We start from the raw sequence: 22,184 nt of genomic DNA on the forward strand, positions 1-22,184 counted from the left end.
GCAATGCGACCTTGGTGCCAATCGCGATGAAACAAAAAAATGTGATTTAATTCCAAATGGTTGGAGCATCGGATGCGAGGCGCAAACTCATCCCGCTCGGGCGATGAAGGCTTCGAGTACGTCAGGGTCAATCGGCTTGTAGATGATCTCGATCTCAGCCGCGGCGCAGGCCTCGCGCACGCTCGGCGTCCGGTCGGCGGTGATGATCCTTGCAGGCCGGTCGCCGTGACGCATCTTCAGAGCCATCAAGGTTTCGATGCCCGTGAGTCCGTCGCCGAGCTGTTGGTCGACCAGATAAAGATCGGGCACAATGCCCATCTCATCGACCAGTTCCAATGCCTCCTCGCCGCTCGCCACCTCCAGAACTGTGATGCGTCGTCGCTCCAGGAGCAGGCTTATCGCATGGCGCAGCTCCTCGTCGTTCTCGATGAGAAGTGCGATCCGATCGCCGCCGTCGCCTGACCATCCGTCCTCCACGGCGTCGCCACGATGGTAGCCGACGGCGGTGTGTGCGGCCGCCTGCTCCAGCTCGATCGCAAAACATGTGCCGCGGCCCGGCGTCGAGCGCAAAGCCAGTCGATGGTTGAGAAGCGCACAGGCGCGCTCGACGATGGCGAGGCCAAGTCCGAGGCCCTCGGAGGCGGATGCCGTGGCATTCAATCGGTGGAACTCGCGGAAGATCGCCCGCTGCTCCTCGGCGGGAATGCCGGGACCTGTGTCATGCACCTCGATGCGCACGCCGCCCGGTATGCGCCGCGGTCCCACGAGGACGCGGCCGGTGCGCGTGTAGCGGATCGCATTGCTGATCAGGTTTTGCAGGATCCGCCTCAGGTAGGCCGGATCGCTGTAAACCGTCAGCGTGCAAGGCAGCATGGCAAGTTTCAGACCCTTGCGCTCGGCCGTCGGCGCAAATTCGTCGGTGAGTTGGGCGATCAGCGGTGCAAGGCGCACAGGCGAAATCTCGACGACAGCCTCGTCCAGCCGCGAGATATCGAGCAGCGCTCCGAGGATCGCCTCGACGCTTGCTAGCGCCTTGTGGGCCTTGTCGAGTGTGCTGCCGGCGTGATCGTTCTCTGTCTCGTCGCGGGCCGAGGCTACGAAGAGCTTTGCGGCGGAGAGCGGCTGCAAGAGATCGTGGCTGGCGGCTGCGACGAAACGCGCGCGCGTGGAATTGGCCCGTTCCGCATCCGCCAGCGCGGCGCGCAAGTCTTCCGTACGGGCCGCCACCCGCGCCTCCAGAGAAGCGTTGGCGCGCTGCATCGCCTGGATCGCCTGCCGTTCGCGCGTCACGTCGCTGAACGACATCACGAAGCCTCGATCCGGCGTCTCCTCTGCAAACACGACGAGAATCATTCCCGAAGTGCGACGGATCTCCAGGAACAAGGGGGGCCGCGTTGTCGTTTGGGCTGCCCAGGCGGAAAGGGCCGAAGGAGCGAGGGCGCTGACCAGTTCGCTGTCGCGACGGATCCAGCGCTGCAGCGTGTCGAAGCCGGTGCCAGTGCGCAGGACGGTCACCGGAATATCGAGCAGCAGGCGGAGCCGCTCGTTCCAGCCGACCAGCCGACCGCCCGCGTCGAAGATGCAAATTCCCTGGTTGATATGTTCCAGCGTCGCACGGATTAGGCGGGCCTGATCGTCCAGCATCCTGCCGCGTTCCGTCCGCTCCATGCGAATGATCTCGGTGACATCCGTCTGGAGCACGACCGTACCGCCGTTGGAGGTGGGCTGTTCGCTCACCTGCAGCCAGCGGTCGCCGACGAGCGCCACCTGGAACACGCTGCGCGCGTGATGGCGCTGCATCCTCGTTGCCATCCAGCCAGCCGGTGCCTCGCCCTCCGGTAGGGCCAGAAAGCGCGACCGGCTGCAGGCTTCGATATAATCCGCAAACGGCAGCCCAGGATGAAGCACGGCTCGCACGTCCTGAAGATCGCAGCAAAATCGGGAGTTGTACATCACCAGGATTTCGCCGGCATCGAAGAGGGCGAAACCTTCCTCCACCGCCTCGATGGCATCGGCCAGGTCGCGGCGAGCGCGCTCGGTCGCATGGTTGGCCTCAGCCAGCCGCGCATTCGTATCGTTGAGCACCTTCAGCGTCGCTTCGAGATCGGACGTGCGTTGCCGAACCCGCTCTTCCAGTTGGGCGGCGCGCTGGAACTGCTCATAGGCGATCCCGCGTTCGCCAGATGCCTGCTCGACCTGACGCATAAGCACTTCGGCGATGGTCAAAAGCTTCTCGGTGTTGCGTTCGGGATGGGCGTCGGGATCAATCAGCCAATCAGAGATGCGGGCCATTACGGAACCTTTTCGGGTAGCACAGTGCCTGGCGGATAGATGGCGACGCCGGTCATCGTCTGGTTCACGTGCATCGGTCCGAACTGCTCGCCATAGGTGCAGAAGCCAACAACGCCGTGGCGGCGCAAGAGCTCGGAGACGCGGCCAGCGATCTGCTTTTCCTCAGCCTCCAACCGGCGCAGGATGCAATCGAAGGCAAGGATCGCTGTCGGACGCTCGGGCAAGGAAAGGCGAGTGAGCTCGCGGTTGAGCTGACCGACCATGTCACCGGGTTCGGTGATCGTCAGCACCACGCCTTCGTCGATCGCCGAGAAGAAAACAAGGTCGCCGTTTTCCATGACCTGACGGATGGCGCGCACGTGATGTCGCATTCCCATGCGGACCGCGACCGGATGGGCGGCGAACGTAAAGGTGCTGAGCTGCTCGGGATCCATGTCGACGAGGCGCGCGTATTCTCGTGCGGCGGGCTCGGCGTTGATCTGGCGGACGATGCGGTGGCCGGGATCGGCCTCGGTGACCACCATGCGTTTTTCTGTCGGCACGAGGTGATCGAAATTGAAGACGCGGATCGGACACTCCGTGCGCACCAGCGCCAGCACGGCCGCGTTCTCTTTCACCCGGTGGCCCTCGAGCACGAAGGTCTGGGCAAAGCGTGTCCCGTCGCCGGCCGAGCCGCCGAGCATCGGTGTTGCTCCCATGCCAGCCGCAAGTGCCGAGGTCAGTTCGTCTTCCTTCTGCGAAAGCCCATCCACCAGGAGGATGGCAAACTCGTGTGCAAGCTCGGGATAGCGCTGAGCCATCGCCGTGCGCGTTCGGACAAGGGCGGCGGCGAGAGCGGGCGGGTCGAGCCGCATCAGGTCGGGGATCGTCAGCGTTTCGACGCGGAAGTACTCTGCGGGCAGGGCAATCGCGACGATGGAGTCCTCGTTGTAGCCGGCGTCGGAAATCTCGCCTGCGGTGGTGCAGCCAACGATCGGGATGTCACCGAAGACCCGCACTGCCTCGCCGGGCAGATGCTCCAGGTCGCCCGCCGGCGAAACGAAAAGCATGATTAGCGAAAAAGGCCCCGGCCCCAGTTGCCGTGCCAGTGTCTCCAAGGCGTTCGGATCGCGCGCCGAAACGCTGCCGCGCGGGACAATCGCCTCGCACGCGAAGCCGCTCCCACCGAATATTCTCATTCCCTCTTCCTCCCGAAACTACAGTAAAACCGTAATCGGTCTGGAATCCAGTGACCTTTGGAGGGCCACCGCAGGTCGCGGGCGTCATTCCTCCGGCGTTAATGCCGTGAAGCGAGCCTCCTGTGCGAACAATACCGCCTGCATCCGCGTCTGGACGCCGAGCTTGCGCATGATCGCAGTGACATGCGCCTTCACCGTGGTTTCGGCGATGGAAAGCTCATAGGCGATCTGCTTGTTCATCAGGCCGGCGCAGACGAGCTGCAGGATCTTCGCCTGTTGGCGCGTCAGCAGCCCCAGCCTGGCAATTGCTTCGTCGGACAAGGAAGGGCTGCCCGGCTCCAGCGCCATCTGTGGCGCATAGATTTCGCCCCGAGCGATCGCCGCGAAGGCGGCACGAAACTCGTCTCGAACCGCATGCTTTGGCACGAAGCCATTGATCCCGGCCTTGAGCAAGGCCCGGATGATCTTCAATTCGTCCAGCGACGAGACAACGACGATTGGGACCCCGGGGACCGCCTGTCTCAGGCGGACGACGCCGTCGAGTCCATTGACGTCCGGCAGATTGAGATCGAGCACCACGACATCCGGCGGCGTATCGCCGTCAAGCCGTGCAAGGGCGGCTTCAAGCGTTCCTACGGAATCGGTGGATTCGATGCCGACAAGACCGGTCAATGTCATCGCCAGGGCATCACAGAACAAGGGGTGATCGTCCACGATCAGCGCCGATCGCAACTCGATGGGCTTAAGTAGAGGCGGCACCAGATTCGGACGCGGTCCATGGAAGGAGTTGCGGATGATGATCATGTGCGCGCGCTCCGCATTATTCTGCCGTAGTCACGGCGTTCGAGGGCCGGGCTGCCAAAGCCCGGCCCCTTGTGCCTATTGTGCCAAAGCCAACTGTTTTGGCAAACGGAAGGTCCACACCATTCCACCCTGGTTGAGGTAATTGACCTTCTTGGCGACTTCGCCGCCCCAGAGCGGAACGGCACCGCCCCAGCCGGAAATGACCGACACATATTGCTCTCCGTCCTGCTCCCAGGTGACGGGCTGGCCGACGACTCCGGAACCGGTCTGGAACGTCCAGAGGACCTCGCCGGTCTCATCGTCGAGAGCCTTGAACTCACCCTCGGGCGTCCCGACGAAGACAAGGCCGCCTGCCGTTGCCATCACCCCGCCCCAGAGCGGAGCGCTATTTTTGTATTCCCACTTGATCTCACCGCTGTCGGGGTCGATCGCTTTCAGCGAGCCTATATAGTCCTCGAAAAGCGGCTTGATGGTGAAGCCGGCACCGAGATAGGCCGCGCCCTTTTTATAGGAGATCGGCTCGTTCCAGATGTCCATGCCCCATTCGTTCGAGGGCACATAGAAAAGTTCGGTCTTCTGGCTGTAGGCCATCGGCATCCAGTTCTTGCCACCGAGGAACGATGGGACCGCGAAGACCTGCTGACCCTTACCGCCGTCGGCCGCCGCAGTGGGATCTCCAGGACGGTTTTCCTCCACATAAATCGGACGACCGTTCTTATCGATGCCCTTGGCCCAGGTTATGTTCTTGACGAAGGGATAGGCGGTGACGAACTTCCCGTCCTCGCGATCGAGAATATAGAAGAAGCCGTTTCGGTCGGCGGTTGCGAACCGCTTCTTGCCATCCTTGGAGACGAAGGGAACGACCTCGTTGACGCCGTCAAAGTCCCATCCTTCCCGAGGCGTTGTCTGGAAGTGCCACTTGATCTCGCCATTCTCGGGATTAATGCCGAGGCGGCTCGCGGCATAGAGATTGTCGCCCTTGTTACCCTCGACCGGCTTGCCGGCGCCACGCAGGTGGCTGTTCCAGGGGGCGGGGTTGCCGGCGCCGAAGACAAGCGTGTCGGTATCGGCGTCGTAGGAACCACCGAGCCAGGTGGCACCGCCGCCGGTCTTCCAAATGTCGCCGGGCCAGGTCGCGTTCAGCGTCCCGGTCATGGTGCTTTCCTTGCCCTTGTAGGTGCCCATGTGCCCTTCTATGACGGGCCGAGTCCAGACAAGCTCGCCTGTCTTGGCGTCGCGCGCCTGCACCTCGCCGACGACGCCGAACTCGCCGCCGGAATTGCCGGTAATGACGAGGCCGTTCACGATCAGCGGCGCGGCGGTGTAGCTGTAGCCCTCCTTGTAATTGGCGATCTTCTTGTTCCAGACCACATCGCCCGTCTTGCGGTTCAGTGCGACGAGGCGGGCGTCCAGCGTTCCGAGGTAGATATTGTCGCCATAGATTGCAGCACCCCGGTTCACCACGTCGCAGCAGGGAAGGATGCCTTCCGGTAGGCGGGCGTCGAACTGCCAGAGCTCCTTACCGGTCTTGATATCGATGGCGAAAAGGCGGCTGTAGGAGGCGGTGATATACATGATCCCGTCATAGACGATCGGCTGGCTTTCCTGCCCCCGCTGTTTTTCGCCGCCGAGGCTGAATGCCCAAGCGGGCACAAGGTTCTTGACGTTGGTCTTGTTGAGCGTCTCGAGCGGGGAGAAGCGCTGCAGACCCCTCCCCATGCCGTTCGTCAGCACATCGCCGACCGTAGTGGCGTCCTTGGCGAGGTCTTCCTCCGTCACCTCCGCCTGGGCCAGTCCCGCCAGTGACAGGACCGTCACGGCAGCCAGCATCAATCTGTTCATATCGATCTCCTTCCCTCGCAATCGGTCGCGTAAGCCGCAACCGTCTAGCGGCATCGATCATCCTCCCACGACAAAGCCGTGGGCTATTGCACCTTGGTCGTAGTGTCGGCGGCCCTTGTGGCTCCGCGCGTTACCCATGGCGGGCCCGATGTCGATTGTCCCTAGGTCGTATTGCGGAGATCTGCGCGGTCGTTACCATTTGCTTACGGAAGTAGGTTCGATCTCAGAAGGCGACCAGCCAAGAGCTTTTCGTTACGGCTTCGGGTAAGGAGTGCGTTACCAGCCAATGACGGTCTGCGATCGGCAACTTTCGTCCAGGAAACGATTTGCCAATCCCGGCGACGGCGCCGCCGGGTCTTGCCGGAGCGGAGAAAGCCGTTCCGGCCTCTCACCCAAGCAGCGCTCTTTGCGAGCAAAGCTTGTTTCGTGTTCGATCCAGATGCAAGGGCGCCTGCAAATGCGGGAGCGAGCACACCAATCGGACGAATGGAGGAAACATGTCCTGGCATAAACCAAAATTCATTGAAGTCAGCTGCGCGATGGAAATCACCCGCTACGCTCCTGCGGACGGAGATGAGCCCATCCTCTTCTGACGCTCCGCCGCACGATGGTCGGCTCACAACGCGTCTCGGGATAGACCAGTGAATGAAGCGTCCGATCTTCGTCTTGTCGTCTTGGGGGCCGCCGCCGGCGGCGGTCTCCCGCAATGGAATTGCGGCTGTTTGAATTGCACGATGGCGCGCGATCCTGCCTCCGCCGTCAGGCCGCAGACCCAATCGTCGCTGGCCGTCAGCCTCGACGGCGAGGCCTGGGCCGTCTAGGGCGTTTCGCCCGAAAGCGCCGACCGGATCGGCGGCTACAGCGGCGGATATGAAAGAAAGATCGCGATCGCGGGCTGGGTGGCGGATGCCGGGATCCCGCTGACGCTCAATGCCGTCTGCCACAGGCAGAACATGGGCGAGATCGAGGCCATGATCGAACTGGCGATACGGCTGAAGGCGCGCCGTATCGAAGTCGCAACGGTGCAGTTTCACGGCTGGGCCGAGCGCAACAAGGCGGCGCTCATGCCGACGCGCGAACAGGTCGAACAGGCGACGCAAACGGTCGCGGCGGCGCGCGAAAGATATCAGGGCATCTTGGTGATCGACTATGTGCCGGCCGACTACTACTCCAGCTATCCAAAGGCCTGCATGGGCGGCTGGGGCCGTGTCGGCCTGAACGTCACACCTTCGGGGCGCGTGCTTCCGTGCCATGCCGCGGAAACGATCCCGAGCCTGTCTTTCGAGAATGTGCGCGAAGCCGCGCTCGCCACGATCTGGTACGAAAGTGACGCGTTCAACGCCCATCGCGGCGAGGACTGGATGCCGGACCTGTGCCGGAGCTGCGAGCGAAAGAAGCTGGATTTCGGCGGCTGCCGTTGCCAGGCCATGGCGCTTGCCGGCGTCGCCAGCGCAACCGATCCGGTTTGCATCCGCTCGCAGCTTCGCGATCGCCTGACGCGGGACACGGAACGGCTTTCGGCGATGTCGTCGGCCACGTTGAGCTACCGCGGACGGTAGAGCCACTCAGGCCTGGTATAGGCACCTGTTTCGCCGCCGGCAAAGGTGCTGGCCCGTCGGCAAACCAAGCGAACATAACCGCCAGAACGACTACGGCATATCCCATATGCCTTGGACCGCGAGCGGGCGAAAGCCGCGTCTTGCCCTTGCGACTCTCAGCTCTCCTTGTTGGAAGACACTCGCATCTTGGTGTCGCAGCACGGTTTAGCCCGGCTGACACCATCGACTTTTGACATAACGCAAATTTGGAAAGGTGACTTTTCCGCACGCACAACCGCTCGCGGCGGTTTGAGTTCCAGCACCCACAGCAACTGCGTGCCTCCTGCGGGTGGCAGCGCCTACTGCTCCCGTGCTGCATAGAGGCAGCGAATGACCTCGCTGGCGAACGTCTGCATCCGCGCCCTCACCGGCTCCGTGCGTTCGCGCTCCGCAAGGTCCAGATAACAATCGAGCAGGAATTCGCAAAGCGGGACAATACGTCCGGTCACGTTCTTCGGAACGTGCTGCAAGAGAAGCGTTTCCGCGGGTGGCACCACTCTCAGAGCGCTTGCCCGCTCCAGCGCCTCGTTCGCGAAGCCGCGCAATCGCTCCGCACGCTCACCAAATGCCGGCGCTGGGACGTGAGACAACAGTTTCGAAAGCCGCTCTTCGAATGCCGGCAAGTCGCCCTTCATGGAGTCGGAATCGGCGCGGCGCATTTCATGAAATGCCATCCGCCGCTCGCGGCGCAGCGTCGCCACGTGGCTGAGTTCCTCGCTTGCCATTCGTTCGGCCGCCTGTCTGATTTCCTCGGAAGGTGCATGCGCCGCCGCATAGGTCCAAAACACAAAGGCTCGTTCCTCGTTGCGCACGGCAATGGAGAAGGCGCGGTACGAGGTCAGTAGCTCGGGAGCAACAACGCCCGCTCCTTCGTCGTCGAAGAGCGGCTTGGCCAGGGTGATGGGCTCCGGCGTCCTGTCACCGAGCCATTGGTCCACCTTGCCAATGTGTCCCCTTTCTTCCGCGATTAGACGCTCGAAGACCGCGGCAAGATCGGGGCGGTTTTCCGCCCGCATGCGGGCTGCGAGCGAAACGTAGCCGTCGATCGCCTCTTGTTCCATGGCCCACGCGAAGGCGAGCAATTCGTCCATCGACGCCATTGCCCATGGTTCCGTCTTCTTCTCCGGCATCTTCTGCTCTCCCGGCTGGCGCGCGAAACGATTCCTCTAACAGGGGCAGACTGGCCCGAAACGAATTGGATGGGGTTGATTTGGCGCAAAGAAGTTCCTTCTCGGTCATGTCAGATGGACGCGATGCAGTGGGCGCCTACGGCCCAGAAATCGATGTGCCAGACAGCGATCAGTCAAATGTATTTCCAAAGCCTTGTCCGCGGTCTCACCGTTTTCTGCATCGCGTTGTTCGTTGCCTTTCCAAGCATGGCCGCCGGCCAGCTGTCTGCCCAGCTTCAGAAGGTGCAGCCCGGGGAAATCTTCCCTGGCGCCACCCGTTTCGGCGAGGCGACGGGGAACCCTCCGATCGCGCCCATCTTTCACGGCGACGAGTTGTTGGGATACGCCTTCCTCAACTCCGACGTTACGAGTTCGGTCGGTTATTCCGGCAAGCCCATCCATATCGTCGTCGGCATTGATCCCAAGGGTATCGTACGCGGGCTGAAACTCATCGAGCACAAGGAGCCGATCGTCCTCATCGGCATTCCGGAGGCCAAGGTTGTTGCTTCGGTCAATTCATTGATCGGCAAAGATCTGGGGCGCGTCTCGGCGGGTGCCGAACGGCCGCCGCAGGTCGATATCGTCAGCGGCGCAACCGTGACCGTCCTCGTCATGGGCGACAGCATCGTCCGCTCCGCTCTCAAGCTCATCCGCAGCAACAGGCTCGGCGCGGACATCGCCGCCGCGTCCGGACCTTCCTCCGAGATCCGCAGGGTGGATCTTCACAAAAGCGACCTCAGCGATTGGCAGACGCTCGTCGGCGACGGTTCGATCAGAAGCCTCCGGCTGACGGTCGGAGAGGTCTCGGGCGCATTCCGGCAGGCGGGGCAAGCAAGCGCGGCCGCGCACCCGGAGACACGCAAGCCAAGCGACAGGTTCATCGACCTTTACATCGCACCGGTCAGCGTCCCGAGCATTGGAAGGTCGCTCCTGGGCGAAGCGCGCTATGAGCAGATGCGCGCCAAACTCAAACCCGGTGAAGAAGCGATCGTCGTGGCGGGGGACGGAGCCTATTCATTCAAGGGATCAGGTTACGTTCGAGGCGGCATCTTCGACCGCATCGAGCTTCTCCAGGATGGCCAGGGCCTGCGGTTCCGCGACCGCAATCACACGCGGCTGCCCGCACTTGCCGCCGCAGGGGCTCCGCATCTTCGCGAAATTGCGCTTTTCGTGGTTCCGGCCGAGTTCGGCTTCGATGTGACGGCTCCCTGGGAACTGCAACTGCTGGTCCAGCGCAGTTCGGTGGGGCGCGAAAAGGCGGTGCTTCCCTATAATCTCGGCTACACGCTCCCCGATGCCTACGTGAAGTTCGAAGCTGCACCGGCACCGCCCCCGGAGCCAGGTGCCGTCGAGCAGATCGCGCCTGACGATCCGCTTGCGGCAAGCGCGCCACTTTGGATGAAGATGTGGGATATGAACCGCATATCGGTCGCGATCGCGATTGCAGCGGTGCTTGTCCTCACCCTCATCTTCTTCTTTCAGGACTGGCTCGTGAAACGACCGGTGTTGTTCGGGTGGGTGAGGCGTGGCTATCTCACCTTCACGCTCGTGTGGCTCGGCTGGTACGCCAACGCGCAACTCTCCGTCGTCAACGTCCTGACATTCTTCAACTCGCTCGTGACCGGCTTCCAGTGGGAGTTCTTTCTCTCTGCCCCCTTGGTCTTTCTCCTGTGGGCAAGCGTTGCCGCCGCGTTGCTTTTCTGGGGGCGCGGTCCTTTCTGCGGATGGCTGTGCCCGTTCGGCGCCTTGCAGGAATTGACCAACAATATTGCCCGGTGGCTGAAAGTGCCGCAGGTCCGCGTGCCCTGGGGACTGCATGAACGTCTCTGGCCGATCAAGTACATCATTTTCCTCGGCCTGTTCGGGCTGTCGCTCTATTCGCTCGCGCTTGCTGAAATGTTCTCGGAAGTGGAACCGTTCAAGACGGCCATCATTCTCAAATTCGCGCGCGAATGGCCCTTCGTCATCTTTGCACTGACCCTGCTCGCCGCCGGGCTGTTCATCGAACGGTTCTATTGCCGCTACCTTTGCCCGCTGGGCGCCGCTCTCGCGATTCCTGGGCGAATCCGCATGTTCCAGTGGCTGAAGCGGTGGCCGGAATGCGGCTCGCCCTGCCAGCGATGCGCGAAAGAATGCCCCGTCCAATCGATCCACCCGGAGGGCGGCATCAATGTCAACGAGTGCATCTACTGCATGCACTGCCAGGAGCTTTACCACGACGATCAGCGCTGTCCGCACATGATCCAGGTGCGGCTGAAACGCGAGAAGTTCATGGCGCTTTCCACCCCGGCTTCGCGGGGGGAGGCGCCGGCGAAGACCGCCGTGACCCACAAGGGTGTCCCGATCAGGAGACATGAGAAGGCACCGGAAAATCCCGTCTGACGCCAACATCCAAGGAGAGGCACAATGTCAAACGAAGAAACCAAAATGCGTCTGAACAGACGACAAATGCTGGGCACGTCCGCGTTTGTGGCGGCCGCCGGCGCAATGGGCGCCGGTGGCGCGCTGACGCTCTCGGGTGGCACGGCAACGCCGGCAAAGGCGCAGGAAGCATCCGGCTCCAGCTACGAAGTGAAGCCGGGTGAGCTCGATGAATACTACGTCTTCTTCTCATCGGGGCAGACAGGCGAAGTCCGCGTCGTCGGCGCACCGTCAATGCGTGAAATGATGCGGATCCCCGTCTTCAACCGGTGCAGCGCCACGGGCTGGGGCCAGACGAATGAAAGCCGAAAGATCCTGACCGAAGGGCTGCTTCCCGAGACCGTGGAGTTCCTGAAGGAGCAGGGCGGCCTCTATCTCAACGGCGATCTTCACCACCCGCATCCTTCGTTCACCGACGGGACCTATGACGGGCGCTATCTCTTCGCCAACGACAAGGCGAATACACGCATTTGCCGCATCCGGCTCGACGTGATGAAGTGCGACAAGATCATCCAGCTTCCCAACCAGCACACTGTTCACGGCATGCGGGTTCAGAAGTATCCGAAAACCGGATACGTCTTCTGCAACGGCGAGGATCGCGTGCCGATCCCGAACGACGGCAAGGTTCTGGACGATCATAAGCAGTACAGCGCGATTTTCACCGCGGTCGACGGCGAAACCATGAAGGTCGCGTGGCAAGTCATGGTCGACGGCAACCTCGACAACGTCGATGCCGACTATCAGGGCAAGTATTGCTTTGCCACCTGCTACAACTCCGAAGAGGGCGTCAACCTCGCGGAGATGATGGCCAGCGAGCAGGACTGGGTCGTCGTGTTCGATCTCAAGCGGATCGAGGAAGCGGTCGCCAAGGGCGACTACAAGGAAATGGGCGGTGTGCCTGTTCTCGATGGTCGCAAGGGCTCACCCTACACGCGCTATATCCCGGTTTCGAACAGCCCGCACGGCATCAACACGGCACCTGACGGGATCCACGTCGTCGCGAACGGCAAGCTGTCTCCGACCGTGACCGTCTTCGACGTGCGCAAGTTTGATGACCTGTTCGAGGACAAGATCAAGCCGCGCGACACGGTCGTTGCTGAACCAGAACTTGGCCTCGGCCCATTGCACACCGCTTACGATGGCAAGGGCAACGCCTATACGACGCTGTTCATCGATAGCCAGGTCTGCAAATGGAATATCGAGGACGCCAAGCGTGCCTATGCGGGTGTGAAGGTTGATCCCATTCGCCAGAAGCTCGATGTCCACTACCAACCTGGCCACAACCACACGTCCATGGGGCAGACCAAGGACGCCGACGGCAAGTGGCTGATCTCGCTGAACAAGTTCTCCAAGGACCGTTACCTGAACGTCGGCCCTCTGAAACCGGAAAACGATCAGCTGATCGACATTTCCGGGGAAGAAATGGTCATCGTCCACGACAACCCGACCTTTGCCGAGCCGCATGACGCGACGATCGTGCATGCCTCCAAGATCAACCCCGTGCACGTCTGGAACCGCGAGGATCCCTTCTTCGCGGACGCGGTAGCCCAGGCAAAGGCGGACAACATCGATCTCACGGTCGATTCGGAAGTCATTCGAGACGGCAACAAGGTGCGCGTCTATATGACGTCCTCCGCTCCGGCCTTCGGCCTGGAAACCTTCACCGTGAAGCAGGGCGATGAGGTCACCGTCTATGTGACCAACATCGACGAGGTCGAAGACCTGACCCACGGTTTCGCCATCGTCAATTACGGCGTCAACATGGAAGTGGCTCCACAGGCGACCGCTTCTGTCACCTTCAAGGCCAGCAAGCCAGGCGTCTACTGGTATTATTGCTCGTGGTTCTGCCACGCCATGCATATGGAAATGAAGGGACGCATGTTCGTCGAACCTACGGCAGCATGATGAGCTTGCGAGCCCTGACATTGCGAATCGGGACGGCGGCTATAATGGCCGCCTTACCGGTGCTCGCGCGTGCGGAAAGCCGTTCCGTTGCACCGGACGAGGGGCGGCCCCTCCAAACGGTGATCGATGCGGCGACACCCGGCGACGTAATCACGTTGCAGGCCGGGGAACACATGGGGCCCGTCACGATCGACAAAGCCTTGTCGCTCGTAGGACAGGGGCGCGCATCGGTCGTCGGGAATGGCAAGGGCAGCGTCATCACGATCACCGCGGAGGGCGTTACGATTCGCCGCCTGCAGGTGAGCGGTTCCGGTATTGATCTTACAAAGCTCGATTCGGGGATCTTTGCTGCAAAGACCGCCAAGCGCGCCGTGATCGAGGACAACACGATTACCGGCAATCTCTTTGGGGTGTATCTTCACGGAGCATCAGAAAGCATCGTCAGGGGAAATCGCATTGCCGGCCTGCAGGAAGGCCGCCTGAGTGAAGCAGGGAATGGCGTCACGGTATGGAATGCGCCAGGCTCGATGGTTCTCGACAACGATATCAGCTTCGGGCGCGACGGAATCTCGACCAACGCGAGCAGGCGGAATGTCTTCAGCGGAAATCGCTTCCGCGACCTGCGTTTCGGGGTTCACTACATGTACACAAACGACAGCGAGATCAGCAACAACGTGTCGACGGGCAATGCCGTCGGCTATGCGATCATGTTTTCCAACCGCCTGAAAATAAAAGGCAATCGCTCGGATGGGGATCGCGACCGCGGTCTGCTGCTGAACTACGCGAACGGTTCCGAAATCACCGGCAATGTCGTCGTCGGTCGCCTGCAACCGACCGAGCGCTGGCTAACGGCAGGAACCCGATCCAGCGAACACGGCATGCCCAAAACAGAGGAGGGGAGCGCGGTCGCCGACGGAAACCGCCGTCTTGGACCGGAAAAATGCGTCTTCATCTACAACGCCAACAAAAATCGCTTCCGGGACAACGTGTTCGAGGGGTGCGCGATCGGCATTCACTTCACGGCAGGATCGGAAGGCAACGGCATCAGTGGCAACGCGTTCATAAACAATCGCAACCAGGTCAAATATGTCGGAACGCGTCACCTCGATTGGTCGGCGGACGGCAGAGGCAACTACTGGAGCGACAATCCGGCATTCGATCTCAACGGGGACGGGGTCGGAGACAGTCCCTATAGGCCCAACGATCTCATCGACAGGGTGCTTTGGACTTCGCCCCAGGCCAAACTTCTGACGAGCAGCCCCGCCGTTCAGGTCATCCGCTGGGCCCAGGCGCAGTTTCCGGCGATTCTGCCAGGAGGTGTCGTCGACAGCCATCCGCTGATGCTTCCGACCCAACGCAAGGAAGCTACACAATGAATGAGACCGTCCAGGTTTCAGGCATGGCCAAGCGCTATGGGAAGTCGACCGTCGTCCGGGACGTATCCTTCACGCTCCGCGCGGGAGAGACGGTCGCGCTCGTCGGGCATAACGGCGCCGGCAAGACGACGCTCATCAAGCTGATGCTCGGCTTGATCCGGCCCACGGCGGGCACAGTGCGTGTCCTCGGCGAGGATCCTGCCACTGGCGACTTCGCGGTGCGTCAACGCCTCGGCTACCTGCCGGAAAGCGTGTCGTTCAACATGGCACTATCTGGACGCGAGACCTTGCGCTTCTATGCGCGACTAAAGCGCGTCGATGCTACCGCCGCAGAGGAACTCTTCGAGCGCGTAGGTCTCGCAGCGGAAGCCGTTGACCGGCCTGTCCGGACCTATTCGAAGGGCATGCGGCAGCGCCTCGGGCTCGCTCAAGCTTTGCTCGGAGCGCCACGGATCCTGATGCTCGACGAACCGACCAGCGGGCTCGACCCGGCGCTCAGGAGGAACTTCTACGATCTGATCGCGGAGTTGCAAGAGAAGGGCACCACGGTATTGCTCTCGTCGCATGCGCTGACGGAGCTCGAAGGGCGCACGGATCGCGTCATCATCCTCAACAACGGCGTGGCGATTGCGGACGGCACGCTCGACGATTTACGTCGCATCGCGCAACTGCCCACACGCATCAGCGTCAACCTTTCGCAAATCGACGCAGCACCTCGATGGGCGAATGATGGCATGAACTGGCACCGGAGTGCGGACGGTGTCCTCGACGCGGAAATATTGCCCGATCGGAAAATCCGCTTGCTGCACGACATCACCGCAGATGCGGCGCTGATCTCCGGTTTGACGATCACCGAGCCGACGCTCGATGACCTCTACGCCCATTTTCTCAAAGCCCAGGTGATGAAATGAGAAATGTTCTGACGATCGCCGGGAAGGAGATACAGGAAGGCACCCGCAACCGTTGGGTCCTGGCAACGACGCTGCTGATGGCGGCACTTGCCTTGACGTTGACGTTTCTTGGAAGCGCGCCGACCGGCACGGTCGGCGTCAACAGGCTCGATGTCGTCATCGTCAGCCTCTCAAGTCTCACGATCTTCCTCGTGCCCCTGATCGCGCTCCTTCTTTCCCATGACGCCATTGTCGGGGAGATGGAGCGGGGGACGATGCTTCTTCTTCTGAGCTATCCCATCGGACGTCGCGAGATCGTCCTCGGCAAGTTCCTCGGTCACCTGGCGATACTCGCCTTCGCGACGCTATTCGGCTACGGCGTGGCCGCCATAGCCTTGATGGCGACAGGAAGCCAGATCGGACCGGAAAGCTGGCGCGCCTTCGCATCGATGATAGCATCCTCGATCCTGCTGGGCGCAGTGTTCGCCGCAATCGGATACCTGACGAGTTCCTTGGCGAGCGAGCGGACCACGGCCGGCGGCATCGCGATCGGGATCTGGCTGTTCTTCGTACTGATCTACGATATGGCGCTGCTCGGCGGCCTGGTTGCCGCTCAAGGGCAAACAATACCGACGGCCGTTCTCAACGCACTCCTGCTCGCCAATCCCACCGATGTCTATCGGCTGCTGAATCTCGGTTCCGGCGGTGCGAGTGCGCTTTCTGCCATGGGGGGTGTAGCCGACCACACGGGCCTTTCCTCATCGGTTCTGCTCGCCGCTCTCGGGCTCTGGGCGCTTGCCCCGCTCGGTTTCGCCACGGTGATCTTCTCAAGGAGGGAATTATGAGGCTGGCGCTTACTGCGGCAATGCTGACCGCAATGTTTCTCCTCGGTGGTTGTGAAAAGGAGGAGGCGAAAACGCCCGCTCCATACGCGCTTACGGCCGATGCCATGGGGCGCTATTGCGGCATGAACGTCCTCGAACATCCCGGGCCGAAGGGGCAGGTCATCCTCCGGGACATTCCTGAGCCGATCTGGTTCTCCTCGGCGCGCGACACCGTGGCATTCATCATGCTGCCGGAGGAGCCGAAAGACATTGCCGCGATCTATGTTTCCGACATGGGCGCTGCAAAGAGCTGGGGAGATCCTGGTGCCGAGAATTGGATCGACGCGAAGAAGGCGTTCTACGTCATCCGCAGCAGCGTGAAGAGCGGCATGGGGGCCGAGGAAGCAGTGCCGTTCCTCGATGAAGGCGCCGCGAGGAATTTTGCCGCGAAGAACGGCGGGCAGGTGACAGGATTTACCGAGATTCCGAGGGACTACGTGCTGGGGACCGATGCTCCCGATCGGGACGCGGGTTTGGAGATCGACAGCCATGGCGGGGGGCAAACTCATGGGTAATCCGATTACGCGCCGCCGTGCTGTCTGCATCATGGCCGCCGCTGCCGGACTTCCATTGCTGGGACCCGGCACGCAAGCGAGGGCCGCTGCCCCCGCGGTCACCTGGAAGGGCCAGGCCTTGGGAGCGCCGGCGACAATAATTTTGCACGTAGATGACGAGGCACAAGCCGCCCGTCTGATCGACCGCGTTATCGCGGAGGTTTCGCGGCTCGAGAGCGTGTTCAGCCTCTACCGGAGCGACTCGGTCCTCTCGGAGCTGAACCGGGCGGGAGCAATTGCTGCTCCGCCTTCGGATCTGGTGCGCCTGCTTGAGGCGTGCCGCAAATACTGGAAGGCGACGAATGGCGCCTTCGACCCCACCGTCCAGCCGCTGTGGGCGCTTTACGCAGGGCATTTCTCCGTAGAGGGTCCCGATCCCGCGGGCCCGTCCGATGACGAGAAGGTGCAGGCGTTGGCGCGGGTCGGCTTCGACAAGGTCAGGCTCGGCCGCGACCGCGTGGCGTTCATCCGGCCAGGAATGGCCCTGACGCTAAACGGCGTCGCGCAAGGCTACATAACCGACCGCGTCGTCGAGTTGCTCAAGGACGCGGGCATCGCAAACAGCCTCGTCAGCATGGGGGAGATGCGCGCAATCGGAGCGCGAAACGACGGCAGCCCATGGCGGGTCGGTCTTGCGTCGAGGGAAGATGCGCCGGCACCGGAAAGCACTCTGGACATCGTCAACAAGGCCGTCGCTACGTCGAGCCAGGACGGCTTTCTTTTCGGCGACTCCGGCCGCTACGGCCACATTATCGATCCGCACAGCGGGGGAGCGCCGAAACTCTTCAAGAGGATCAGTGTCATAGCCCCGACGGCGACGGAAGCGGATGCTTTCTCAACTGCGTTCAGCCTGATGGACATGTCCAACATTCGCCTCATGGGCGAACGACACCCTGATCTTACCGTTGACCTCGTTTCCAACGCGGGTGAACGCACCCGCTTCGGGTAGGCAGCGTCCTTTGCGCGCCTGATAAGACGAGGGGCGCTGTAGGATCAGGGCCGCACGCGTTTGCCAAGAATGGTCATTTCTTCGCTCGCGATCCGATCCTGGCTGTCCAGGATAGCCCGCCACACCCGCTTTCCGAGCTTTACGCTGAGGCGGCACGTGCCGGCATCCTCGGTCTCCCGAGGCCGCAACCTCGATGCCGGCCGTAGAGAACTTGCTGAACAATCTCAGCTCGGACATGCGGCTCGTGCGCGAAATCCTGCAGCGCCTTGAGGATGGCGGGCAGCAGTCGGGGCAGCTCAGGCGATAAAAATCCCGCAGGGGCGAGGTTGATCAGGGGTTAGGCGACAACTGCGGCATTAAGTGGCGCAAGTGACGTGCTGGATCGCGTTACCGAATATGCGACCTGAACTTCTCGCTTCTTGTTGCCGCCCATGACTTCCAACATGCGCGGCAGTCACTTCGAGTCTCGGCCGGTCGAATTGTCACGCGCGTCGGCTGCACTGGACTGAGCGCTTCCCTTCGATCGCTGACGATGCGGCGGCTACAGACGGTCGACGACAGCGCCGGCGGCCCAAAGGCGTGTCGAACATGGATCGGCCCTTGTCATCGAGCACAATTGCCTCGCCATCGAGGATGGCTGGTTACAGCAAGTGCCGGGGGGCCTCCCCGCCGGCTGGCCTAGATGATGACTTGCTCTCCCAACTCGACGACACGATTTGGAGGCAGATGGAAGTACTCGGTTGGATCAATCGCCGAGTCGGCCATAACGATGAAGAGCTTGTCCTGCCACTGGGGCAGTCCTGATTGGGAGTCTGCTATCAGCTTGCGCCGGCCGAGATAGAAGGACGTCGACATGATCTCGAACTTGAGCCCTTCCTTTCGGCAGCGCGCCAGGGCCCTTGAGACATTCTGATCATCCATGAAGCCGAATCTCAGCTCCAGTAGGCTGAACCGGTCCGAGAGCCTTGTAATTGTGTAGCGGTCCTTCTCAGGCACGTACGGGACCCTGGCGGTTTTGATGGTCAGGATGACATTGTGCTGGTGCAGCACGTGATTGTGCTTGATGTTGTGCAACAGAACTGCCGGAGTCGTGTCGGGCGTGGCCGTCAGGAAGATAGCTGTTCCGGGCACGTCGACAGGAGCATGCTCAGACTTTCGTTCGACCATGGCTATGAACTGGCTGAGCGGAATGTCCTGGCGAGCCGTCTTTTCACGCAGCAGTCTGACACCCTTGCGCCAGGTCCACATCATCGTAATCAAGGTGCCGGCAATGAGGATGGGCACGTAACCCCCATGGTGAACCTTGAACAAGTTGGCGCCAAGAAAGACCAGTTCGAGGCTGAACAATGGAAGCAGGACGGCTATTGCTGTCAACGCGGGCCAAGCCCATTGGCGGCGGACGAATTCGAAGGCGAGGATAGTATCAATCACCATCGCGCCGGTGATCGATACGCCGTATGCGGGGGCAAGGGCTTCGGAACTACCGAACAACAGCATGAGGGCCAGCACGCCAATCAGCAGAATGCTGTTGACCAAAGGCAGGTAGATCTGACCTGTCTGCGTTTCCGAGGTGTAGCAGATCTCGAACCTTGGCAGGAAGCCGAGGTGGATCGCTTGCCTTATGAGCGAGAACGCTCCGGTGATCACGGACTGGCTGGCGATGATCGTTGCGGCAGTGGCAAGGATCACCATCGGCAACAGGGCCCAGTTCGGGAACATCAAGAAAAACGGGTTGGAGAGAGCATCAGGATGGGACAACACCAGGGCGCCCTGTCCGAGGTAGTTCAACGCAAGAGCCGGAAACACCACGGCAAACCAAGCCGTCTGGATGGGGAGGCGTCCGAAATGGCCTAGATCGGCATAAAGCGCCTCGGCTCCGGTCACCGTGAGGAAGATGGCGCCGAGCACGATAAAGCCTACGAGACCGGCATTCCATAAGAAGGCAACCGCATTGAGCGGGTTGAATGCGGAAAGAATTGCCAAGTCGTCGCCTATATGCGCAACGCCGGCAGCCGCCATGACGAGAAACCAAATTAGAGTGATTGGGCCAAAGAATATCGAGACGGCCCCGGTGCCACGGGATTGCACGGCGAAAAGCAACACGATTATCGCGACGGAGATCGGAAGGACATAATCGTGAAGCGCCGGCGTCACGAGCTTCAATCCCTCGACGGCCGAGAGCACCGACAGCGCTGGCGTGATCATCGCGTCACCGATGAACAGGGCGGCACCGAGAATGCCGGCAAAAAACATCACGATAGGATACTTGGTTCCCCTCTTCATCAACAGGGCGAGCAGGGACAAGGTGCCTCCCTCACCATCGTTATCGGCACGAAGCAGAAAGAGCACGTACTTGATGGTAACGATGGCTGTGAGCGTCCAGATCACGAGCGAGACGAGGCCGATGACCTCGTCTCGCCCGACCCCACCTGGTCCAAATGGACGCAGTGCCTCACGGAAGGCGTAGAGAGGACTGGTCCCGATATCACCGTAGACCACGCCGATTGCCCCAATGGTCAGCGCCAGAAACCGCAGCAGATTGTTCGCTTGTGCCGGTACGTGGTCGAGGGAGTCGGCCAATGTGTTCTCCCAGTGTTGATCGGGCGACGTGCTGATGCAGTTGAAGACATAGATACCGCCCGTTCGAGAGTCGAGCCACCGAACTAACTGAACCGCGTTCTTATTTGTTCCTGCTTAAAGAACACCGGAACGCTCAATCCATCCGGTGAACACGGCGTATAACCGTCGAGATATTCTTCGAGTAGAGGCATTGCGCTTGATTTCACCTGTGCCGTCTCTAACTCTCTAGGGGTAGCGACGTTCGCAGCGGTTCCCTTGGATGGAACAGGGCGAATGAGCCCCAGCTACATGATGAATACGTCGCGATCGGAGCTGCAGCGGACCCGGCCAATCCATGTGCAGCTCTATTGCCGTTTGGGCGCGACGAGTTGCCGTCACGCCGGCTGTAACTCTTTAGGTCCTGGGCTGCGGTCGCCTTCGCCACCATCGTCGTCCGGCCACCATCCTTGCCAATCATCGCCGAGCGCTTCTTTCGCCTGCTGGCCGCTCAGTCGGGTCAATAGCTGCTGAAGAAACTGGTGCTCGGTGACTCCGCTAGCCGCCGCTCGCTTCTGGCGCACCAAAAAAAGGAAGCGACTTATCGCTTGACGGTCATCCCTGGGGATCGGCGCTGACCCATTACCCGCATGTGCACATCACCGTGCCCGGCGGGGCTGACGGATGCCACCCGCTGGATCGCATGTCGCCCCGGCTTCTTCCTGCCCGTAAAAGTTCTGTCGCGTCTGTTCCAGCGATTTATTCCTTGAGGGCCTGATGGCACTGCGTCAATCCGGCGATCTGTCCTTCTTCGCCGATATCACTGGGCTCGCCGAGGCGGATGCATTCATCGCCGGGCTTGCCCCTTGTCGCGCCTTCGAGCCTTGGCTTCAGGGCCCTTAGGGCTCATCGGTACGTCGAGCCACAAGATCGTGAAGCTGCCGGCCGAGTACGCCGTCGCAATCAGCAAGGTCCAGGACGATGTTCATGTGGTTGAGGCCAGGAACGGAGAGCAGTTTGGCGCATTCATCCTGTGCACGCAGCAGCTCGCATAGCCCAGCCGCCTGATCTTGGAACGGCGCCGTCTCATCCGCTCCATAGGCGATGATGCGCGACGGGCAGGAATGTTGCGAGCTGGTGAGAGGCGACCATGCGGCCGCCTCTGTCGGTGTCATCTCCGCTTCGTCTCGAAGGAAGCTGTCCGGTATCCCCGACAGGTCGTAGATGCCGCTTAGGAGCAGCAAGCCTTGAAGCGTCGGCAGGGAGGGCGGGTAGGCTTCCTCAGGCCCAGTCGCGGCGAGGAAGGAAGCGAGGTGCGCGCCTGCCGAATGACCGCTGACGGTCAGCCGCGCAGGATCTGCTCCGAAATCCCTGGCATGGGCCTGAAGCCAGAGCACCGATCGCCGAACCTGATCCACCAGCACGTCCAGGCGTTTGCCAGGCATCAGGTCGTATTCGACCAAGGCAGCAATGCCGCCGGCCGCAAGAACCGGTGCGGCGACGAAACGATAGTTGCCCTTTTCGCCGGAGCGCCAATATCCGCCGTGAACGAACACGTGCAGGGGCGCGCCGGCCCCCGGGCGTTCCGGCAAGATGACGTCCAGGACCTCCCGGGCGCCCGGGCCGTACGGTATGTCTGCCCGCACATCGGCGCGCGCCGAAAGGGCACGGCTGCGTTCGGCGAACTCTGCGGCGATGGTGTCGAAATCGGGCACGAAGTCGCGAATGCGGTAAAGGTCCTGTGCTGTCATCGTCTGCTCCGCCGA

The 22,184-nt window shown here is 61.4% G+C and carries 15 protein-coding genes and 3 pseudogenes; 11 read left to right on the forward strand and 7 right to left on the reverse strand.

The genetic code is table 11. The features are described from left to right. Positions 1 to 87: 87 nt before the first annotated feature. From ILFOPFJJ_RS18350 to ILFOPFJJ_RS18365, 4 genes are all read right to left on the reverse strand, one after another. Positions 88 to 2,292 carry a hybrid sensor histidine kinase/response regulator gene (locus ILFOPFJJ_RS18350; protein ID WP_173511991.1) on the reverse strand — a complete coding sequence of 735 codons (2,205 nt, stop codon included), beginning with the start codon at positions 2,290 to 2,292 and terminating at the stop codon, positions 88 to 90. Continuing rightward, positions 2,292 to 3,470 (reverse strand): FIST N-terminal domain-containing protein, encoded by a 1,179-nt coding sequence (locus tag ILFOPFJJ_RS18355; protein WP_173511992.1) that lies wholly within the window; start codon positions 3,468 to 3,470, stop codon positions 2,292 to 2,294. The genes ILFOPFJJ_RS18350 and ILFOPFJJ_RS18355 overlap by 1 nt, the downstream gene beginning before the upstream one ends. Positions 3,471 to 3,554: 84 nt before the next feature. Then, the gene (locus ILFOPFJJ_RS18360; RefSeq protein WP_173511993.1) at positions 3,555 to 4,274 is read right to left on the reverse strand and encodes a response regulator transcription factor; all 720 of its coding nucleotides are present in this window, start codon (positions 4,272 to 4,274) and stop codon (positions 3,555 to 3,557) included. A 75-nt stretch (positions 4,275 to 4,349) separates the two neighbouring features. Next, positions 4,350 to 6,116 (reverse strand): PQQ-dependent methanol/ethanol family dehydrogenase, encoded by a 1,767-nt coding sequence (locus tag ILFOPFJJ_RS18365; protein ID WP_173511994.1) that lies wholly within the window; start codon positions 6,114 to 6,116, stop codon positions 4,350 to 4,352. Between the two features lie 497 nt (positions 6,117 to 6,613). Between ILFOPFJJ_RS18365 and pqqA the strand changes: the two genes are divergently transcribed. The 3 genes and pseudogenes from pqqA to ILFOPFJJ_RS18380 all read left to right on the forward strand — a co-directional run. Beyond that, entirely contained in the window at positions 6,614 to 6,709 is a 96-nt protein-coding gene (gene pqqA / locus ILFOPFJJ_RS18370) for a pyrroloquinoline quinone precursor peptide PqqA (protein ID WP_026187092.1), read from the forward strand. Positions 6,710 to 6,757: 48 nt separating this feature from the next. After that, positions 6,758 to 6,934 (forward strand): annotated as a pseudogene (locus ILFOPFJJ_RS36500) (pyrroloquinoline quinone biosynthesis protein B); the annotation flags it as partial. Positions 6,935 to 6,937: 3 nt separating this feature from the next. After that, positions 6,938 to 7,675, forward strand: a pseudogene (locus ILFOPFJJ_RS18380) (SPASM domain-containing protein); the annotation flags it as partial. A gap of 338 nt (positions 7,676 to 8,013) precedes the next feature. Here the strand turns inward: ILFOPFJJ_RS18380 and ILFOPFJJ_RS18385 are convergent. After that, positions 8,014 to 8,844, reverse strand: a complete 831-nt coding sequence (locus ILFOPFJJ_RS18385) for a ferritin-like domain-containing protein (protein ID WP_173511995.1) — start codon at positions 8,842 to 8,844, stop codon at positions 8,014 to 8,016. Between the two features lie 153 nt (positions 8,845 to 8,997). On the opposite strand from ILFOPFJJ_RS18385, the gene ILFOPFJJ_RS18390 reads away from it, so the two are divergent. Genes ILFOPFJJ_RS18390 through ILFOPFJJ_RS18420 form a run of 7 tightly spaced genes read left to right on the forward strand, consistent with a single transcriptional unit; the run spans position 8,998 to position 17,862 of the window. After that, positions 8,998 to 11,265: a regulatory protein NosR gene (locus ILFOPFJJ_RS18390; RefSeq protein ID WP_173512494.1), complete on the forward strand. Its 2,268-nt coding sequence runs from the start codon at positions 8,998 to 9,000 to the stop codon at positions 11,263 to 11,265. A 24-nt stretch (positions 11,266 to 11,289) separates the two neighbouring features. Then, positions 11,290 to 13,209, forward strand: a complete 1,920-nt coding sequence (nosZ, locus tag ILFOPFJJ_RS18395; RefSeq protein WP_173511996.1) for a TAT-dependent nitrous-oxide reductase — start codon at positions 11,290 to 11,292, stop codon at positions 13,207 to 13,209. A 44-nt stretch (positions 13,210 to 13,253) separates the two neighbouring features. Continuing rightward, complete coding sequence (locus ILFOPFJJ_RS18400) at positions 13,254 to 14,585, forward strand: nitrous oxide reductase family maturation protein NosD (RefSeq protein WP_246299681.1); 1,332 nt, start codon at positions 13,254 to 13,256, stop codon at positions 14,583 to 14,585. Further along, positions 14,582 to 15,496 (forward strand): ABC transporter ATP-binding protein, encoded by a 915-nt coding sequence (locus ILFOPFJJ_RS18405; RefSeq protein WP_173511998.1) that lies wholly within the window; start codon positions 14,582 to 14,584, stop codon positions 15,494 to 15,496. The genes ILFOPFJJ_RS18400 and ILFOPFJJ_RS18405 overlap by 4 nt, the downstream gene beginning before the upstream one ends. After that, positions 15,493 to 16,320 carry an ABC transporter permease gene (locus ILFOPFJJ_RS18410; protein ID WP_173511999.1) on the forward strand — a complete coding sequence of 276 codons (828 nt, stop codon included), beginning with the start codon at positions 15,493 to 15,495 and terminating at the stop codon, positions 16,318 to 16,320. The genes ILFOPFJJ_RS18405 and ILFOPFJJ_RS18410 overlap by 4 nt, the downstream gene beginning before the upstream one ends. Beyond that, the gene (locus tag ILFOPFJJ_RS18415) at positions 16,317 to 16,874 is read left to right on the forward strand and encodes a nitrous oxide reductase accessory protein NosL (protein WP_173512000.1); all 558 of its coding nucleotides are present in this window, start codon (positions 16,317 to 16,319) and stop codon (positions 16,872 to 16,874) included. Before ILFOPFJJ_RS18410 ends, ILFOPFJJ_RS18415 begins: the two co-directional genes overlap by 4 nt. After that, positions 16,867 to 17,862: an FAD:protein FMN transferase gene (locus tag ILFOPFJJ_RS18420; protein ID WP_173512495.1), complete on the forward strand. Its 996-nt coding sequence runs from the start codon at positions 16,867 to 16,869 to the stop codon at positions 17,860 to 17,862. The genes ILFOPFJJ_RS18415 and ILFOPFJJ_RS18420 overlap by 8 nt, the downstream gene beginning before the upstream one ends. Positions 17,863 to 18,540: 678 nt before the next feature. Here ILFOPFJJ_RS18420 and ILFOPFJJ_RS18425 read toward each other — a convergent pair. Next, the gene (locus ILFOPFJJ_RS18425) at positions 18,541 to 20,442 is read right to left on the reverse strand and encodes a potassium transporter Kup (RefSeq protein ID WP_173512001.1); all 1,902 of its coding nucleotides are present in this window, start codon (positions 20,440 to 20,442) and stop codon (positions 18,541 to 18,543) included. Positions 20,443 to 21,034: 592 nt separating this feature from the next. On the opposite strand from ILFOPFJJ_RS18425, the pseudogene ILFOPFJJ_RS35125 reads away from it, so the two are divergent. Continuing rightward, a pseudogene (locus ILFOPFJJ_RS35125) lies at positions 21,035 to 21,309 on the forward strand (transposase); the annotation flags it as partial. An 8-nt stretch (positions 21,310 to 21,317) separates the two neighbouring features. On the opposite strand, the gene ILFOPFJJ_RS18430 reads toward ILFOPFJJ_RS35125, so the two are convergent. Further along, positions 21,318 to 22,169, reverse strand: a complete 852-nt coding sequence (locus ILFOPFJJ_RS18430) for an alpha/beta hydrolase (RefSeq protein WP_173512002.1) — start codon at positions 22,167 to 22,169, stop codon at positions 21,318 to 21,320. Between the last annotated feature and the right edge of the window lie 15 nt (positions 22,170 to 22,184).

It is taken from the genome of Sinorhizobium psoraleae, from assembly GCF_013283645.1.
In the GTDB taxonomy this organism is placed as follows: Bacteria; Pseudomonadota; Alphaproteobacteria; order Rhizobiales; family Rhizobiaceae; genus Sinorhizobium; species Sinorhizobium psoraleae.